Origin of the sequence: Myxosarcina sp. GI1, from assembly GCF_000756305.1 — a bacterium.
GTDB lineage: Bacteria > Cyanobacteriota > Cyanobacteriia > Cyanobacteriales > Xenococcaceae > Myxosarcina.
The window spans coordinates 38,599-55,296 of record NZ_JRFE01000006.1 but is presented as its reverse complement, the minus strand read 5'-3'; the positions used below and the strand labels follow the sequence as shown (position 1 = coordinate 55,296).

The 16,698-nt window shown below is 40.6% G+C and carries 19 protein-coding genes and 1 pseudogene; 12 read left to right on the top strand and 8 right to left on the bottom strand.

Annotated elements, in window-relative coordinates:
* Nucleotides 1–114: 114 nt before the first annotated feature.
* Both KV40_RS02225 and KV40_RS02220 read right to left on the bottom strand, forming a co-directional pair.
* Nucleotides 115–453: pseudogene (locus KV40_RS02225) on the bottom strand (DUF4351 domain-containing protein); the annotation flags it as partial.
* 142 nt (nt 454–595) lie between these two features.
* Nucleotides 596–1,864 (bottom strand): HEAT repeat domain-containing protein, encoded by a 1,269-nt coding sequence (locus tag KV40_RS02220; RefSeq protein WP_036477594.1) that lies wholly within the window; start codon nt 1,862–1,864, stop codon nt 596–598.
* A gap of 152 nt (nt 1,865–2,016) precedes the next feature.
* On the opposite strand from KV40_RS02220, the gene KV40_RS02215 reads away from it, so the two are divergent.
* Entirely contained in the window at nt 2,017–2,238 is a 222-nt protein-coding gene (locus tag KV40_RS02215) for a hypothetical protein (protein ID WP_036477593.1), read from the top strand.
* Complete coding sequence (locus tag KV40_RS02210; protein ID WP_036477591.1) at nt 2,239–3,150, top strand: HEAT repeat domain-containing protein; 912 nt, start codon at nt 2,239–2,241, stop codon at nt 3,148–3,150.
* 252 nt (nt 3,151–3,402) lie between these two features.
* Here KV40_RS02210 and KV40_RS02205 read toward each other — a convergent pair whose 3' ends face one another.
* Nucleotides 3,403–3,624 carry a ferredoxin-thioredoxin reductase variable chain gene (locus KV40_RS02205; protein WP_036477588.1) on the bottom strand — a complete coding sequence of 74 codons (222 nt, stop codon included), beginning with the start codon at nt 3,622–3,624 and terminating at the stop codon, nt 3,403–3,405.
* A 169-nt stretch (nt 3,625–3,793) separates the two neighbouring features.
* On the opposite strand from KV40_RS02205, the gene KV40_RS02200 reads away from it, so the two are divergent.
* Both KV40_RS02200 and KV40_RS02195 read left to right on the top strand, forming a co-directional pair.
* On the top strand, nt 3,794–4,225 hold the full coding sequence (locus KV40_RS02200) for an NfeD family protein (RefSeq protein WP_036477587.1): 432 nt from the start codon (nt 3,794–3,796) through the stop codon (nt 4,223–4,225).
* A 27-nt stretch (nt 4,226–4,252) separates the two neighbouring features.
* A complete protein-coding gene (locus tag KV40_RS02195) occupies nt 4,253–5,254 on the top strand; it encodes an SPFH domain-containing protein (RefSeq protein ID WP_036477584.1) in 1,002 nt (333 codons plus the stop codon).
* Here the strand turns inward: KV40_RS02195 and KV40_RS02190 are convergent.
* On the bottom strand, nt 5,251–6,132 hold the full coding sequence (locus KV40_RS02190) for a rhodanese-related sulfurtransferase (RefSeq protein ID WP_036477582.1): 882 nt from the start codon (nt 6,130–6,132) through the stop codon (nt 5,251–5,253). The genes KV40_RS02195 and KV40_RS02190 overlap by 4 nt on opposite strands.
* 560 nt (nt 6,133–6,692) lie before the next feature.
* Here KV40_RS02190 and KV40_RS02185 point away from each other — a divergent pair.
* The 8 genes from KV40_RS02185 to KV40_RS02150 all read left to right on the top strand — a co-directional run bounded on the left by KV40_RS02185 (nt 6,693) and on the right by KV40_RS02150 (nt 13,942).
* Nucleotides 6,693–7,757 carry a DUF3616 domain-containing protein gene (locus tag KV40_RS02185; RefSeq protein WP_036477580.1) on the top strand — a complete coding sequence of 355 codons (1,065 nt, stop codon included), beginning with the start codon at nt 6,693–6,695 and terminating at the stop codon, nt 7,755–7,757.
* A 144-nt stretch (nt 7,758–7,901) separates the two neighbouring features.
* A complete protein-coding gene (gene hemC / locus KV40_RS02180; protein ID WP_036477577.1) occupies nt 7,902–8,867 on the top strand; it encodes a hydroxymethylbilane synthase in 966 nt (321 codons plus the stop codon).
* Between the two features lie 321 nt (nt 8,868–9,188).
* Nucleotides 9,189–9,599, top strand: a complete 411-nt coding sequence (locus tag KV40_RS02175) for a hypothetical protein (RefSeq protein WP_052055274.1) — start codon at nt 9,189–9,191, stop codon at nt 9,597–9,599.
* Between the two features lie 133 nt (nt 9,600–9,732).
* Nucleotides 9,733–10,263, top strand: a complete 531-nt coding sequence (locus KV40_RS02170) for a Ycf51 family protein (protein WP_036477575.1) — start codon at nt 9,733–9,735, stop codon at nt 10,261–10,263.
* 3 nt (nt 10,264–10,266) lie between these two features.
* The gene (locus KV40_RS02165; protein WP_036477573.1) at nt 10,267–11,424 is read left to right on the top strand and encodes an iron-containing alcohol dehydrogenase family protein; all 1,158 of its coding nucleotides are present in this window, start codon (nt 10,267–10,269) and stop codon (nt 11,422–11,424) included.
* A 321-nt stretch (nt 11,425–11,745) separates the two neighbouring features.
* Entirely contained in the window at nt 11,746–12,837 is a 1,092-nt protein-coding gene (locus tag KV40_RS02160) for a hypothetical protein (RefSeq protein ID WP_036477572.1), read from the top strand.
* Between the two features lie 238 nt (nt 12,838–13,075).
* The gene (locus KV40_RS02155; protein WP_036477569.1) at nt 13,076–13,453 is read left to right on the top strand and encodes a phasin family protein; all 378 of its coding nucleotides are present in this window, start codon (nt 13,076–13,078) and stop codon (nt 13,451–13,453) included.
* 54 nt (nt 13,454–13,507) lie between these two features.
* On the top strand, nt 13,508–13,942 hold the full coding sequence (locus KV40_RS02150; RefSeq protein ID WP_036477567.1) for a hypothetical protein: 435 nt from the start codon (nt 13,508–13,510) through the stop codon (nt 13,940–13,942).
* A gap of 25 nt (nt 13,943–13,967) precedes the next feature.
* Here the strand turns inward: KV40_RS02150 and KV40_RS02145 are convergent, their stop codons facing one another.
* The 4 genes from KV40_RS02145 to KV40_RS02130 all read right to left on the bottom strand — a co-directional run bounded on the left by KV40_RS02145 (nt 13,968) and on the right by KV40_RS02130 (nt 16,579).
* On the bottom strand, nt 13,968–14,378 hold the full coding sequence (locus tag KV40_RS02145; protein ID WP_036477564.1) for a gamma-glutamylcyclotransferase: 411 nt from the start codon (nt 14,376–14,378) through the stop codon (nt 13,968–13,970).
* Complete coding sequence (locus tag KV40_RS02140) at nt 14,368–15,069, bottom strand: GntR family transcriptional regulator (RefSeq protein WP_036477562.1); 702 nt, start codon at nt 15,067–15,069, stop codon at nt 14,368–14,370. Before KV40_RS02140 ends, KV40_RS02145 begins: the two co-directional genes overlap by 11 nt.
* Nucleotides 15,070–15,179: 110 nt before the next feature.
* Complete coding sequence (gene rsmG / locus KV40_RS02135) at nt 15,180–15,935, bottom strand: 16S rRNA (guanine(527)-N(7))-methyltransferase RsmG (protein WP_036477559.1); 756 nt, start codon at nt 15,933–15,935, stop codon at nt 15,180–15,182.
* Complete coding sequence (locus tag KV40_RS02130) at nt 15,932–16,579, bottom strand: ABC transporter ATP-binding protein (RefSeq protein ID WP_036477555.1); 648 nt, start codon at nt 16,577–16,579, stop codon at nt 15,932–15,934. Before KV40_RS02130 ends, rsmG begins: the two co-directional genes overlap by 4 nt.
* Nucleotides 16,580–16,698: the final 119 nt, after the last annotated feature.

The window sequence follows — 16,698 nt, the reverse complement described above, 5'->3', positions numbered from 1 at the left end:
CTCTATTAACGGCTCTGAAGTCAAAAATGCTTCTATCAGATCGCGCTACTATTGAGTCGATTAAAAACTTTAGAGATTGAAGATAAAACAACCCAACGTTATCACAATAATTAATTAAGTATCTTCCTGATGTAACCAAGTCTGTAAATCATTCATTCCTTGAAAATCTAGTAAGGCTTCGCCGAGATTTTCTAAACTTTCTAGAGAAAGACTATAGATGCGATCGCGCAACTCAGCAGGAATTTCTCCAACTCGTCGTGTAAGTTGACGGAGAACGAGAGATTTTTCTCTTTCAGATCCCTCCTGTCTGCCTTCTTGTCTACCTTCTTCTAAGATATCTTGATAAATTACCGATTCTCGCATCATACCCTCTCTAAACAGTTGTCTAACTAAGTCTTTCCTGTATTTTAACCCCGCAATAATTTGCGTATAAGCTGATATCTCAGCTTTTTTTTAGTTTTCAATTACAGTAGTAGACAGAAGAATGTAAGACATCGCGAACTACTGGAAACCTTATGAGTTAAGTATTTTAGTTTTAACTTTTAACTTTTGACTTTTGACTTTTGCTATAGAGTAAATTCGATCGCACCAAAAGCTAAATTTTTTGCTCTGCTTTAGCTCGAATTAATAAATCCCTATCATCACGAACTAATGCCCAACCGCTAGTTTCTCCTAGCTGTTCGAGAGCTAACAAACAGGCATATTTTAGATCGAAAATTGGCGTTTGAAGATTTTCTAAGAGTAAAGGTATTGCCTGAGTCGCCCCTAGATTGGCAAGAGCGATCGCGGCTGCGCCTCGCGATTTTTGAAACTGAGGTGCTTTGTAATTTAAAGCCGTTACTAAAAGTTCGTAACTTGGTTGGTATTCGAGCAATCCTAAAAGCTTGACTACGTGAAAATGCCCTCCATAATCGTTATAAGCTTCTGCTTCGTATGTTTGCATCAATGCTGCTGGTGCTTCGTCTGCGTATTCTGTAAGTAAAGTCTGACAGGCTAAATAACAGCGTCCGAAGTCGGTGTGGTAGAGTTCGCGAATTAAAAACTCTATAGCGGGTTTTTGGTCATACTCGTGTACTAGAATAATATCCTGCGGGCGATCGCGAATGACTAAATCTAAACTCGGTTCTACATCGGCAAAAATAATTTCACCCGCAGACAAACCAGCCATAGCTAATAACTTAATCCCTCTAAGACGAAAGGCGATCGAAGTGGGACATTTAGCAATTTGGGGAATAGCAGGATAGTATTGGAGATCGATTAAATCTTGAATGCTGGCTCGTCTGACATTAACGCTGTCGTGCTGCAAAAACTCAACTATGCTGGGAACTTGACTATTATCCTTATATAGACGGGCAGCAGCGGCGATCGCGGAACTAGCAATAGATTTATCTTCAGCATCGATAAAAGCCTCAATCTTGGTGAGGCTGGGTTGATAGTTGAGTTTAGCTAGAGTTTGGATAATGGTGCGATAACTTTGCTCTGGTTTGGTTAACAGATTGGCTATACTTTCCAAAGTCACTTCATCGTCAGTACCAATTTCGCCAATTGCCCAAACCGCATTTTCTACGGTATAGGGATCGCGATCGCCCAAACAAGCAACAATTGTAGGTAGGGCAGCAGTGGCTTTTAACCTTCCCAGGCTTTCAATTGCCTTACGCCTTGCCAGACGCTGATCCTGATGGGGATGGCGATCTTCTACTGCTTCGATCAAAGCCTGTATAGTTCTAGGTGAGGGAAAACTAATCAAATGGGACGCAGCTACATAACGCTCGGCTGCCCCCTCTGTTTCGTCGATCGGTTTTTTTAACAGCGCGATCGCCTGGTCTTCCGTTAAATTAAAGATATTAGCAAATCGATTATCCATTACCCAATTTTTCTACCCTAATCTATCACGCTATCATACATCTGTACGGGTAAGATACTGCCTTGCCTCTACTTCCAACCATAGCTTGTATTTACTCTAGACTAACTATCTGAGAAAATAACGATCGAGTATTCTAATCTGAGAAAGCAAATATGTCAGAACAAACTCCAGTAACCGCTCAAGAATTAAGCGATATTATTACAGAATTCGAGCAGTATCGAGAACGCCTAATTACCGAGACTCTAGAGGCAGCAAAGAAAGCTAAATTATCTCAAAAACATGCTAGAGAAAAACTAGAGCCGCAAATCGCTACCCTGGATGCCAAACTAGAGCAACTTCGCCAACAAAAGGATAACATGACCGCCAGTAACTAAATGGATAATACTTCTGACATTGCTCGAAACAGTTCTAATTCGCCACAGTTGTCTCCAGAAGAAACCGACCGCCTGCTCGTTAAAGTAAAACAACAGCTAGCCGAAGATACCTTTGACACCAGCGATCGCGCTTTGATTACTCAGATGGTAGAAAGTATGGGAGACAAGCGCGGTTTGGTACGACTAAATTTTGCCGAATCATTGGGGAAAGTAGGAAAACCTGCTGTTCCTTCGCTATTAGATGCTTTAGCCAATCATCAAAATGTCGTTGTCAGGAGAGCCGCAGCCAAGACTCTTACTTTAATTAGCGATCCTACTGCCGTACCTCATTTAGTTCGGGCGTTATTAACCGATGAAGATCCAGTAGTTAAAGGTTCGACTGTCGGTGCTTTGGCGCAAACGGGTGAAGTCTCTGCAACACCTTTACTAAAAGTTTTGAGTTCGCCAGATTCGCCAGAAAGCACTAAGGGTTTGGCAGCTTGGGGATTGGCATTTATTGGTTCTAAAGCCAAAGACAAACTGTATGAAGCTTACAATTCCGATTCACCAGAAGTTAGAGCGGCGGTAGTAGGAGCGATCGCCAAAGTAGCCGAAGAAAATCGCGAACCGCATGCTTTAGAGTTACTTGTTAACTCTTTAGACGATTCAGCAGCTAACGTCCGTAGCGAAGCGGCAGCAGCATTAGGAAATTTAGCTTATCCGCCAGCAGTCCCCCACTTAATCGAACTACTAAACTACCCAGACGGAGAAACCAGAAAGTCTGCGGCTCTATCGTTAATGAAGCTTAAAAATCTCGATGCGCTAGAACCGCTAAAAAATGCTCGCGAGCGAGAAACTGAAGATGGAGTAAAAAGAGCTATCTCTCTGGCAATAACTCAACTAGAACGAGCTACAGAAAACGATTGGGAGTAATTAACAGCAGTTTTTCACTAAGTAGATTACATTTTGAGATCGGGCAGGGGGCAGAGGGAAAAAATAGAAGAAAAATGTCTATTAGTCGTGTTTCATCAACTTAAAATAGCTGTAAGTAAAAATTGAGTTATTTAAAACCAAATTCTTACTGTCTGCTTGCTATTTGCTAATAGATGGAAAAATCTGCGTACTAATTGAATGGCTATTGCTTAACTAACTTCATTAGTTCGTCAAGAGCGACCGAACCTTAAATCAAATTACTTCTAATTCATCTTCGCGCAGGTGAGCTTTAAATTTAGGCTCGAATTCTACCACTACAGGTAAATTGGGACTGATCGGTCTTCCCTGCCAATCTTCCATAATATCTAAAACTTCTCCTTCCATACCTTTGATATCAAAAGGTTCCCTTCTTTGTTTGGGATTGTGATATACGATAACAGATTCTTTAACCCTAACGCGATCGCCTTTTTTCATATTGTCTATTTTACTCCTATAAATTAAGTTGGCTCAGGCAACTTTATCATTTTTGCATAGGAAGGTACTTTCAACTAGATATCGAGACAATCGCGATTGAGGCTAAGTATCATAGAAGTAAAGATACCTTGACTCCGTCTCTGCCAGACTAGCTATTTAAAGACTGCCTATGCCAGATCCGACCTTAATGTGGCTGATTGCAGGGATAATTCTTTGTGGTTTAGAATTTTTCCTGCCGACAGCATTTGTAACTTTTATGATGGGGATAGCTGCCCTGTTGGTAGCAATAGTATCTCTGGTTTTAGCACAAGATAGTGTTTTAGTTGCTTTGTGGTTGTTGTTGTCAACTCTACTAACTATTCTTACCAGAAGATTTTTTACTCCCAAGCGAAAAGCCTCAATTACAAGTGACGACTCAGAAGGAGAAACTCTCACAGTTATTCCTGCTGGGAAAAGCGGCAGAGTTTTATATGAAGGGAACTCCTGGCGAGCTAAATGTGCCGATGAAACCAGAGAGATTGCCGCTAACGAACTTGTTTATGTAGTCGGCAAAAAAGGGAACACTTTAATTGTGTTACCAGTAAATATGCTTTCGGATTAAATGAATAAAATATGAGGAAAATTTATTATGGGACAGTTTATAACTTTAGTCTTTTTAGTATTATTTGGTTCTGGTCTTGCAGGCTCGGTCAAAATCGTTAAAGAAAAAGAAGAATATTTAGTTGAAAGCTTGGGCAGCTACAAAAAGAAACTCGAACCAGGTTTAAACTTTGTCACCCCGTTTATCGACCAAATTGTTTATAAAAATACGATTCGGGAAAAAGTTTTAGATATTCCCGCTCAAACCTGCATTACACGCGACAATGTTTCGATTACGGTCGATGCTGTAGTTTACTGGCGGATTATGGATATGTACAAAGCATATTATAAAGTCGAAAATCTTCGCGATGCGATGGTAAACTTAGTTCTTACTCAAATTCGTTCGGAAATGGGCAAACTAGAGCTAGATCAGACTTTTACCGCCCGTACCGAAATTAACGAAATCCTGCTAAGGGAATTAGATATTGCCACAGATCCCTGGGGAGTTAAAGTCACCAGGGTAGAACTGCGAGACATTATGCCCTCTAAAGCCGTCCAGGATTCGATGGAACTCCAGATGGCAGCCGAAAGAAAAAAAAGAGCCGCGATTTTGACTTCTGAAGGGGAAAGAGATTCGGCGGTAAACTCCGCCCAGGGACAGGCACAGGCAAGGGTACTAGATGCTGAAGCGATGAAAAAAGCTGCAATTTTACAAGCTGAAGCCCAACAACAGGCAATTGTCCTCAAAGCCGAAGCCGAACGCCAAGAACAAGTGCTAAAAGCTGAAGCTACGGCGCAGGCACTACAAATAGTTACTGAAAAATTGCGCAACGACCCCAAAGCTAGAGAAGCTCTGCAATATATTCTCGCTCAAAGCTATCTCGATATGGGTAAAGAAGTTGGCAGCAGTGAAAGTAGCAAAGTCATGTTTATGGACCCCCGTAGTATGATCTCTACTATTGAAGGAATGAGATCGGTAATTTCCAATGGTGGCAATAGTGACTATACACCGATGGAGTTGGATTTAGAAAAATTAGATCGCGATCGCTAAAGAGACTTTTTTTGTTCTCTCTGTCTTTTTCTATTTTCTTGACGAAGCTTTTTTTCGCGAGTCAGCTTATCGTAACAATAAGGACAGGAAATATTGAGTTCGTAATGGGTAGAAGCTTTATCGGCAGCGGAAATAGGATGACCGCAGGCATAGCAAAGATCGTAACTGCCTGTTTCTAAACCTTGTTTGACCGCCACTCTTTCGTCAAAGACGAAACATTCACCTTGCCAAAGGCTTTCTACTGGTGGCACTTCTTTTAAATATTTAAGAATGCCACCTTTAAGATGATAGACCTCTTTAAATCCTTTAGAAAGTAGATAAGAAGAAGCTTTTTCACAGCGAATGCCTCCAGTACAAAACATGGCTACTTTAGAATGCTCTTGGGGGTCTAGTTTTGCTGCATATTGGGAAAATTCGCGAAAAGAATTGGTTTTAGGATCGATCGCGCCTTGAAAACTGCCTATTTTTGTTTCGTACTCATTGCGAGTATCGATGACGGTAACATCAGGATCGCTAATTATTTGATTCCAGTCTTGCGGTTCGACATATTTACCTACCTGACAGTCTGGTTTGGCTTCTGGTATGCCAAAAGTTACGATTTCTGGTTTGATTTTGACTTTCATTCTGGCAAAAGGCAAGTTGTCGGCAGTAGATTGTTTGGCTTCTAAATCTGCCAAACCAGCAAAAGAATGCAAGTAAGTTATAACTGCATCAATTGCATCCTGCGTACCCGCAATTGTGCCGTTAATCCCTTCTTCAGCCAAAATAATCGTTCCCTTGATATCTTGAGCCAAACAGTATGCCAAAATAAGCTCTTGTTTGGTTTCTAGTTCTGTTATGGTAATGAATTTATAAAAAGTAACTACGGTATAGGACATTGAATGTAAAGAGACGTATAAGGTTAACTGGTTGTGATGGTTAGTGGTTAGTAGTTAGTAGATAGCAATTGAATTAAAGCGATCGCCAACTATTAGCTCGACGATATTGCATAAATAAAGCGTAGTCTTAATTATCGAATAATAAACCATAAAAACTACTGATAAACCGAATACAACAGTAAATTCGAGCGGCAAATAACTTCTATGTCTGCTACAGCTTTGTCTCGTTATGTAGCTGTAATTTTCGACAGTAGCAACCCTATTGACCGCGCAATCAAGTAGTCTACATTGATCTAAAATACTAAGTAAATATTCATACTAATTATCAATTAAAATGCCAATTTAGCAAGGAAAACAAGTCAAAAACCATAAAGACATATAGAGTTTGCACTTTCTTGATTTTAAAGTCAATAAGAAAAACTAGTAAAGTTATATAGAGCTATTTTATAAATAAAAATTAATTGCTCTAGCGATCGCATTTTATATTTTAAGATAGATTTATCCCCAGAAAGTTTTTATTAAGCTGCTAGAGAAGAACCAGTTTATAAAGGCAAATTGCCATGAATCCCTTAGAATCTTTCTTGTTAACCCGTATTTTACTCAATTTTGAAGACGAAGCAGACGAAATTATCAGCGATATTTCTGCTGCGGCTTTTACTCCCGACGGTAATTTATGGGTGGGTTCTGATGAAATGATTGGAATCGAACGTCTTTCACCTGTTGGCAATCATAGCTATGGCAAACACGAACGTTTTCTACTGAACGACTATGTAGAGCTTTTCAATACAGACGATGAAATCGATATTGAAGGTATGGACTATGCCGACGGCTACTTATGGATTACTGGTTCTCATAGCACCAAACGCAAAAAACCCAAAGGAAAAGATGACGCTATAGAAAGATTGGCAACCGTTACCACCGATCTTAACCGCTTTATATTTGCCAGAATTCCTGTTATCAACGGTAAGTTAGTCAAGTCCTGTACTCCCAAAGAGGGAGAACCTTTAAGTGCGGCCTGTTTGCAGACAATTGATAACCGCAACCTATTGATTGAAATTCTTAAAAAAGACGCTCATCTCAAACCGTTTATCGAGGCAGAAATTCCTTCTAAAGATAATGGTTTGGATATTGAAGGTCTGGCAGTAAAAGGCGATCGCCTGTTTTTGGGGTTGCGCGGTCCCGTACTGCGAGGCTGGGCAATTGTTTTAGAACTGGAATTAGAGTTAAGCGAACCAGGAGTGCTTACATTTAAAACCATTGGCGATGATGAGGCAAAATACAGAAAGCATTTTCTCAACCTCAACGGTTTGGGTATTAGAGAATTATGTTTTCAAGAAAAAGACTTGATTATTTTGGCAGGTCCGACAATGGATTTAGAAGGTGAAATGCAGTTATTTCGTTGGAAAGACGTTTTAGATTTTTCTGAAAGTGAAGTTCACGAACAAGATGACGATTTAATACCATTATTCGACCTACCCTTTACAATTGGCTACGACCATGCAGAAGGATTGGCTATATATTCCTATTTAGAGGAAAATGATAGCTTAATGATTTTTTACGATTCTCCCAACCCTAAAAGAATTAGAGGAGAAAAAAGTATTTTTGTCGATGTTTTTCAACTGTAGCTTTTAGCAAGCTTTTGTTAGAGACTTTGACATTAAAAGTTTTTTGTGAGTAGCGATCGCACAATCGACAAAAATTAATTAATCCGAGTCGAGAACTGCGATACCCTAGATCGAGTCCCCATTATTTTTAATAAAATATTTTTGATGACATCCGTTGACACTTCTACACGCACTATTCGTATTGGTACTCGTAAAAGTCAACTTGCCCTGGTGCAAACTTACTGGGTAAAAGCCGAACTGGAAAAGCACTTTCCTAATATTGACTTTGAGGTCGATAAAATCAGCACTAAAGGAGACAAAATACTTGATGTTGCTTTAGCTAAAATTGGCGATAAAGGTTTATTTACTAAAGAACTGGAAGTGGGAATGCTGGAGCGAGAAACCGATTTTGCGGTTCATTCCCTCAAAGACTTACCAACTAACCTTCCTGAAGGATTGATGCTCGGTTGCGTGACTAAAAGAGTCGATCCTGCCGATGCTTTGGCGATTAATGTCAAACATCAGGACAAACAGTTAGATACCCTACCTGAAGGTGCAGTTATCGGTACTTCTTCTCTCAGACGGTTGGCGCAGTTGCGACACTACTATCCTCATTTAGAGTTTAAAGATATTCGCGGTAATGTCAATACCCGTCTGGCAAAGCTAGATGCAGGAGAATACGACGGCATTATCTTAGCAGTTGCAGGTTTGCAAAGATTGAATATGAGCGATCGCATCCATCAGGTTATTCCTAACGATATTTCGCTCCATGCAGTAGGACAAGGTGCCTTGGGTATAGAATGTCGGGCAGAAGATACAGAAATTTTAGAAGTATTAAAAGTTTTAGAAGATGCCGACAGTCGCGATCGCACCTATGCAGAACGTTCTTTTCTAAGAGAACTAGAAGGAGGTTGCCAAGTTCCCATCGGCGTAAATACCAGCATTGAAGGCAATACTTTAACTTTAGTGGGTATGGTGGCCAGCCTGGATGGGAAACAACTAATTAAAGACACAGTAACTGGCAATAGAAGCGATGCCGAACAACTCGGCAAAGATTTAGCCGCTCGGTTACGAGAACAGGGCGCGGGAGAAATACTAGCAGAAATATTTGCTCAAATAGAACGGGGCTAGTACAGCTACGCGAAAATCAAAAGTCAAAAGCGGCGAGAAGCGTATCGGAGGTTTCATGGCGGTCACAGGGCGCGGAGGTTTTCTCCGCACACGCCACCTCCTCATCAGCCGCTGGAGCGGTTCGACGTTCGCCAAGAAATTAAAAATCAAAAGCTTTACCGAGCAAGGCTTTCGATATTTTTAAACGGTTGCTTTAATGCCGCTGATGTGTTCTAGTTTGTAAATTTCCACTTTTTTTACATTTTTTTAGCTATAGTGAAACTTCTAAATAGCACTTCAATGTCTAATTAGAGCGATCGGTTAACTAAATATCTATCAATTATGAACTTAAGAAAATTAACGTTTCCCTTAATCTTAGGCTTATCTCTATTGTTTGGAGCGTGTCAAGAGTCTCCTGAAACTCCAGAAGGTAATCCAGAAAGTCAAATGGAAGACGCTGGCGATAGTGCGGGTGAAGCCGTCAATGATGCTGGCGGTGCTGTAGAAGATGCTGGTAATGAAGCTGGTGATGCTGTAGAAGATGGCGTTAACGATGCTGGCAATGCTGTAGAAGATGCTGGTAATGAAGCTGGTGATGCTGTAGAAGATGGCGTTAACGATGCTGGCAATGCTGTAGAAGATGCTGGTAATGAAGCTGGTGATGCTGTAGAAGATGGCGTTAACGATGCTGGCAATGCTGTAGAAGATGCTGGTAATGAAGCTGGTGATGCCGTCAATGATGCGACTAACTAAATTAAATTAACAACAAATTAAACATCGCGGGTTATTTTGCTGCCATGAGTAGGAAATAACCCGCATTTTTTAGTAAACTAATTTTTGAAAGCTACCTATAGCAAAAGTCAAAAGCTAAAAGTTAAAACTAATAATGAACTTACCTACTAATATATTTACTTATGCCCAATGGTCGGGAATTCTCACCATTGTTTTTTTGTTAGTTACTATAGGAGCTTTTATTTTTGGCTGGGGCTATCGTTTTCGCTTAGTTGGTGCTACTGGTTTTATGGGAGTGCTAACAGCAGGTGTATTTACCTTGGGCTTGAGCTTAACTCCAAAAGTCGAAATACCAGGTGCCGCGCGATATACTTTAGTTTACGATAATGGTTCTAGCCTGGCTGTAGTGGCAGTACCGCCAAAAATAGAAAAGTCGGCGATCGAACCTACTCTACGTCAGGCAGCAGCAGATCTTTACTCTTATGGTAGAACGGGAGCGGGTGGAAACAATAGTTTGTTAATAGAGCTAAGAACTGTAATACATCCCGAGCCAGGAGTTTCAGTTCCTTTGTACTTAGGTTCTGCCGAGCGTACTCTTAATTCTAGAACTGACGATAATATAAAAATAAAATCGTTTGCCCAAAACATCGCCCAACTACCGCCAGCAACTGCAAATACCAAATAACTTATGAGCCAAAAATCTACTAAGTTATCACAGCCAGTAACTACAACCTTTACTCCTCTATCTATTGCTCCCGCCAGAGTATTGAGAGGAGAAACCTGTTTGACAAATTCGGGAAAAGAAATCGCTCGATATGGCAATCGTCCTTTGGTTATAAGCGGCGATCGCACTTTAGAGATGGTGGAGAAATATTTACAGCCAGTTTGCGAGAGGGTGCAGTTAAGTTGGGCTGCTGCTAGCTATACTCCAGATTGTGCCGAAACATCCCTGGCTCGTTTAAAAGCCACAGTTGCCGAACATCAAGCCGATTTTATTATCGGCGTAGGTGGTGGCAAAGCTCTAGATACTGCCAAACTTCTGGCACATCAGTGTCGTCTGCCAATAGTAACTATCCCGACTTCGGGAGCTACCTGCGCTGCCTGGACGGCTCTCTCAAATATATACTCTCCTCAAGGAGCATTTCAATACGACGTTACTCTGTCTTGCTGTCCCGATTTGTTGATACTCGACTATAGTTTGCTGCGTACCGCTCCCAAAAGAACCTTAGTCGCAGGAATTGGTGATGCGATCGCCAAGTGGTATGAGGCATCGGTTAGTAGCGGTAGTTCTTCAGCAACTTTAATTATCTCTGCCGTACAGCAAGCCAGAATTCTCCGCGATATTCTCTGGCAAAAATCTCAAACCGCTTTAGAAAACCCCCACAGCGATGAATGGCGTGAAGTTGTCGATGCTACGGTATTACTTGCAGGAGTAATTGGCGGTATTGGCGGGGCTGACTGTCGGACTGTTGCCGCTCATGCCGTTCATAACGGATTGACTCATATCCCCGAAACTCATCATGCTTTGCACGGAGAAAAAGTCGCCTATGGAATCTTAGTGCAGTTGCGACTAGAAGAAATGGTACAAGGAAATCAACTTGCAACTTCTTCTCGCCAGCAGCTACTACAGTTTTATACTCAAATTGGTTTGCCCAAAACTTTAGAAGATTTAGGACTAGCAAACATTAGCTTATCTCAACTACGCCACGCTGCTGAGATTGCCTGTAATTCAAGCTCTGATATTCATCGTTTGCCTTTTACAGTCTCATCAGAACTGTTAGCGGCAGCAATGGTTTCTACAACAGCAAATAACTTTAGTTCGTCAGAACGTAAGACTGTTAGTTAGTCTTGAAAAAAGGTAGAGAATAGAAGGCAGCAGATAAAGCTGCGATCGCAATTAAAGTAAAGGTTAATTTTTACGTAACTAAAAAATAGCTTAATTTTGCTCTATTTACAAAAATAGGTTGTTAAAAATAGATATTATCGCAAACTTTACAAGTTGACTTCTATAAGCAATAGTTTTATGTTTTTGATATATTAAGTAAAAACCACAGTATTTTAAGTAGTTAAATACAGCAAAACTTTACCGTGATTTTACTTGGTTGGTAAATAATTTTGGTTTACCTGATTATAAAATCAGCAAGCGATTAGATATTGCTTATAAAAAATGTTAAATAAATTACCCAATTCGGCGATCGCAATAGCTTTACTTTTTGGTTTAGCTGGCATTCCGCAAATAGCAGATTCGTCAGAATCCAAACTTATTACTAAAACAACTATCGCCCAGGCTAACACAGATGAAGTTCCACCCGATACTGAAGATCGAGGAGGAGCTTCGTGGTATTGGTTACTGCTATTGTTAATACCTTTAGGTTTGGGAGGGTTGTTATTGGCTCGTCGCACTCCAACCAATGCAGACACTACAACCTCTACCCCTAATACTCCAGCTACTTCTGCAAACAACAAGCTAACTTCACCAGAATCAAATCAAATCGTCAATGCCAATTTAACTCCTGGTGCCACTGGTATACCCAAAGATATCGAACCAGAAACTACTTTAACTAGAGAACCCGATAGTTATAATTTTGATAATAATTCACAGGTTAATAATATCGAAGTTAGAGAAGATCTAGCTTCAAGCAATGTCAACGGTGTTGCCAGTCAGGCAGCAGTAGACGATCGCCCGTCGGATACTAATACCGAAGCTTTTTTAGAAGATTCAACTACTCGCGATTTAGATTTTACCAGCAATTCAGTAGCTATAAATAATTATTCTGAAGTAGATATCAATCGCGCTACAGAAGTTCCACAATCTGAGTCAAAATATGTTTCCCCTTCTCAAGCTGAGATCGATTCTCAAGAAATCGCTCTCGAATCAGAAGCAGACGCAATTTTTGGGTTAAACAATCTCGATCGCCAAGAAATTAGTTTAGATGAAATTACTTTTGATGAACGATCTCAATTTACTCCAACTCTAGACACCAAAGAAGATGACGAGCTTACCGAATGGTTGGCAAGTTTAGAGGGTACAGAAAATGACAGCGATCTAGATGATATTTCTGAGTGGCTTGATAGCTTAGAAGCTGACGAAACGACTTCCGTTACCAATGGACACTCGACCAAAACTACTGTCGATGCCGATGACAACTACAGTGAACTTGTTTCAATACACGAAACAACTTATATGTCTGATGATGATGCTTTTGAAGAGCTTCAGAATTTGTTAGACGAAGATTCAAACCGTCGCCAACAGCAGTAACAACTTTGCCAACCACACTCTAGCAGTCTTTTCTGTGAAAAAACGTTAAGTAGGTAGACAGAATTAAATACAAAATAATAGAAGTTAGTAATTATCCAAAACTTTTGTTACTACTGTCTCCTGTCTTTCAATCATCACAGTTCGCTTTAATTTAGTCTACTCGCTCAAACGTAGTGCATTTATTTTCTTTTATCATAGAGACATAAGCGATCTAAAGTATTAAAGAGGTTAGCTAGCTGTGGCAGGTTTTGAAAATATTGTTAAAAAAGCTTTTTATATGGGTGTTGGATTTGCTTCTTATGCTCAGGAAAAAGCGGGAGGCACTCTTAACGACTTAAGAATTCAGGCGCAAAAGTTAGCCGATGAAATGGCAGAACGGGGTGAAATGACTGCCGAAGAGGCACGTAAGTTTGTCAATGAGATTGTCGAACAGGCTCAAAAGGATGAGGTAGGACAAGGCACATCTACTAAAACCGAGAACCGAGAACCCCGCCGTATTGAAATAGTAGATGAAACAGATACAGAAGAAACCACAACCAATAATAAAGATGAGTTGCGGCAACAGGTAGAATCTTTACAAGAAGAATTGCGTCGTCTAAAAAGAAACTCTGAATAGCAGCAATCTTTATCGTCAAATAATCGAAATAGATGTAACTCGAACGGCTTGACTATGAATTGGCAACAAGAATTGTGGAAACAGCTAGAAAAAACTGCGACTGAAATGGAAGAATTTTTTAACGATGCTAGTAAAGCAGCAGAGTCTTTTGCCGAGGAAATCGGTGAAACTGTAGATGATTTTATCGATCGGGTTCAAGATGTAGTTGCCAATGAAATAGACTCATTTGTTCGAGACTTTATCGATTTAATTGATGAAACTGAAGATAATTTTGAAGTTAGCATTTGGGAAAATTTTGACGAACTGGTAGAAGAAGATTTTATGGGAGTAGGTTTTCAACGCCCTACAGCCGACAACAACCCTGCCTGTATAAACTGCGCTCACTATCATGGTCGAATTTATGACGACAATCTTCTGGTTTGTGCCATGCACCCCTACGGTTGGCAGGATGATAATTGCCCCGACTGGGAACGAGATAAATTTGAATAACTGAACATTGAGCAGTTAAAAATGCTCATTGTTCATTGCTGGTTGCCTGTTTGTATGCTGCCCAGCCGCCAAAATCGGAAATATCAGGCCACTGATATTTTTTTACTAATTCTTGTGGATAGAGCATGGCGATCGCCTTTTCGTCTGCCTCTAGATTCACTACATCAGGATACATATGAGGGGGTTCGTTAGCTAACAAATACTCATATTGTTCCTCAGTCAGTTCGTAGATTTCCCCAGGAATACTAATTCCTCCACTTTCCACCTCATAAATAGCAGGATGCCAGCCGTTTTCCGCTGCATGAAGACGATATTGGGGAAGTGTTTTGGTAGTTCTAATAAATTTTGCCGCTTGCAGATTTTGATGGTCTGGCTGCCCTCTCAAAGCCGAACCACAAATAAAAACCCGCTCGATACCCGATTTTTTAGTTGTCACTATTGCTTGTTCCCTTGTGTCTTTTTAGATTGATAACTTCTATTTCCCTGACTACTCTATTTTTACTAGCAATCAAATGTTCTTTAATAGTTTGACTGGCTATGTCAGGATCTTTAGAAGCGATCGCATCATAAATTTTACGGTGTTCTAAGCGAATTTCCAACACCTCTGGATTATGCTTGGTCGTTTGAATTCTCAGCAACGCCATTTTATCGAAAATTCGATTGAGCAAATCTAATAGCCAGCGATTACCCGATACTTCAGCTATCAACCGATGAAACTGATAGTCTAATTCCAAAAGCTCATAACTAGTAACCGACTTGGAACAAGCCGTTTTTTCGGCAGCAATTACGTAACTTTCTAGTTTTTGTAGCTGTTGGGCATTAATAATTTCACAGGCTTTAGCTACCGAAAGCTGTTCTAAAGCAATACGACAATCATAAAGCTGTATGGTATCCTCGACGGATAGGGTAGCAACTTTGAAACCGCCATTAGGATTGGAAACAATTAACTGTTCCCGTTGTAATTGACCGATCGCCTCGCGGATTGGCGTGCGGCTTACCTGTAGTTGTTCGGCTAATTTAGTTTCAACTATTCGTTCTCCCGAAGCTATTTCTCCTGCCAGAATAATTTTTCTTAGAGCTTGATATACTTGCTCTCGTAAAGATTTACTTCTTTGAATAGCAATCATAGATAAAGTCGAAACTGGGAGTAAATTATCGCGGGTCTTAAAGTAAATATCACTTCAGTGTTACGCATACAGTATACATAATAGCTCTTATCGCTGTAGAAATGAAACATTTAAGCCGTTTGTAGTGGTTGGCGGTCGGGTATACCGATCGCTCTGGGAAATTGTTTTTTAGTCGGAAAATGCTTGCGTAAATAAATGCAGTGACGAATACTCTTAGTTAGGGGTGTTTCTAAAGGATATACCGCTTCAAGTTTTCCTCCCAATTGAGCGGCTACAGATTCGATCTCTAAAGTGTCTGTATCGCTCCAACTACCACGATAGAGAATAGCCAAACCCCCAATTTTTACCAAAGGCAGAGCGTATTCAGCACAGACAGAAGCCTTGCTGACGGCACGAATTGTAGCGAGGTCATAGGTTTCTCGTAGATTTGGTTGCTGTCCGATTGTTTCGGCTCTATCGGCTATAGTTTTGACGTTCTGTAAATTTAGCTTGGAAATTAAAGTTTCGATAAAGGCAATTTTTTTACGGGTTGAGTCGAGTAAGGTAATCTGCCAATGAGGATAGGCGATCGCCAGAGGAATCCCTGGAAAACCCGCTCCCGTACCCAGGTCGATCGCTTTACAAGGTCGATCTGTATCAATACCGATAGTTCCCGATAGAGAATCCCAAAGATGTTTTTCCCAAAAAGCTTCAGGCGCAGAAATACGGGTTAAATTTTGTAGGCGATTGCCCTTTAAAATTTCGGTATAGACGCGCTGAAATCGCTGCTGCTGTTGTCGATCTGGCTGCCAATCAAGAGTTGCTTGCCAAATCTCAATCATATTTGGTAATTCTGGTATCTGCTCCAAATGATTGCTATCGCTCATTTACCCATCGCTGCTGCTGCTACTTGCTTTAACTCTCCTCTATCTATAGTCCAACAGCGATCGGCTATCTCTACTAATTCTCCAGGATCGTGTGTTACTACCAACAGCATCCAGTGTTCTTTTAATTTTGACAAAAGTTTTGCCAGTTGCGATTTCATCGACCAATCCAATCCCGCTGTAGGTTCGTCCAGCATTAAAATATTTGGCTGACGAATTAGCTGTACTGCTAAAGCCAAACGACGTTGTTGTCCGCCACTCAAAGCATTAGGAGACGTACTCAAAGATATACGATCTAATCCTACCTCGCTTAGAGCTTCTTTAACTCTTGCCGAACTTAGTTCGGGATGTCCCAAACGCAATTCTTCTAAAATAGTACCGCCGCAAAAATGTCGTTCGGGAAACTGAAACACCAATCCTGCCAGTTGCTGTAATTCTAGATCCGTAAGTTGGCGATCGCGCCACATAATCTTTCCCGCCGTTGGTTCTGCCAGTCCAGCTAAAATCTCTAGTAGAGTTGTCTTTCCCGAACCACTAGCACCAATAATTACTCCTAACTCACGGGGAGCTAGTTCTAGATTGATGTTTGTTAAAATTGGAGTCACTGTAGCAGCGGGATGATAACACAAATCTTGAAGATAGAGCATTAATAAAAAAGTACCTCAGTTTATATTAAAAATTATACTTTTTAGGCTCTGGCGGTAGCTCTCGCCAATCGCACATCGCTCACTTGAGAAAATCTCAAGCGCATCGGAACTAGCTAACA

Excerpts from the sequence above, each read along its gene's own strand:
- KV40_RS02205 (WP_036477588.1), bottom strand. The coding sequence starts at position 3,624 with ATGAAAAAAGGCGATCGCGTTAGGGTTAAAGAATCTGTTATCGTATAT.
- KV40_RS02170 (WP_036477575.1), top strand. The coding sequence starts at position 9,733 with ATGAACTTACCTACTAATATATTTACTTATGCCCAATGGTCGGGAATT.
- rsmG (WP_036477559.1), bottom strand. The coding sequence starts at position 15,935 with ATGAGCGATAGCAATCATTTGGAGCAGATACCAGAATTACCAAATATG.
- KV40_RS02160 (WP_036477572.1), top strand. The coding sequence starts at position 11,746 with ATGTTAAATAAATTACCCAATTCGGCGATCGCAATAGCTTTACTTTTT.
- KV40_RS02215 (WP_036477593.1), top strand. The coding sequence starts at position 2,017 with ATGTCAGAACAAACTCCAGTAACCGCTCAAGAATTAAGCGATATTATT.
- KV40_RS02150 (WP_036477567.1), top strand. The coding sequence starts at position 13,508 with ATGAATTGGCAACAAGAATTGTGGAAACAGCTAGAAAAAACTGCGACT.
- KV40_RS02185 (WP_036477580.1), top strand. The coding sequence starts at position 6,693 with ATGAATCCCTTAGAATCTTTCTTGTTAACCCGTATTTTACTCAATTTT.
- KV40_RS02220 (WP_036477594.1), bottom strand. The coding sequence starts at position 1,864 with ATGGATAATCGATTTGCTAATATCTTTAATTTAACGGAAGACCAGGCG.
- KV40_RS02190 (WP_036477582.1), bottom strand. The coding sequence starts at position 6,132 with ATGTCCTATACCGTAGTTACTTTTTATAAATTCATTACCATAACAGAA.
- hemC (WP_036477577.1), top strand. The coding sequence starts at position 7,902 with ATGACATCCGTTGACACTTCTACACGCACTATTCGTATTGGTACTCGT.
- KV40_RS02210 (WP_036477591.1), top strand. The coding sequence starts at position 2,239 with ATGGATAATACTTCTGACATTGCTCGAAACAGTTCTAATTCGCCACAG.
- KV40_RS02165 (WP_036477573.1), top strand. The coding sequence starts at position 10,267 with ATGAGCCAAAAATCTACTAAGTTATCACAGCCAGTAACTACAACCTTT.
- KV40_RS02130 (WP_036477555.1), bottom strand. The coding sequence starts at position 16,579 with ATGCTCTATCTTCAAGATTTGTGTTATCATCCCGCTGCTACAGTGACT.
- KV40_RS02140 (WP_036477562.1), bottom strand. The coding sequence starts at position 15,069 with ATGATTGCTATTCAAAGAAGTAAATCTTTACGAGAGCAAGTATATCAA.
- KV40_RS02195 (WP_036477584.1), top strand. The coding sequence starts at position 4,253 with ATGGGACAGTTTATAACTTTAGTCTTTTTAGTATTATTTGGTTCTGGT.
- KV40_RS02175 (WP_052055274.1), top strand. The coding sequence starts at position 9,189 with ATGAACTTAAGAAAATTAACGTTTCCCTTAATCTTAGGCTTATCTCTA.
- KV40_RS02200 (WP_036477587.1), top strand. The coding sequence starts at position 3,794 with ATGCCAGATCCGACCTTAATGTGGCTGATTGCAGGGATAATTCTTTGT.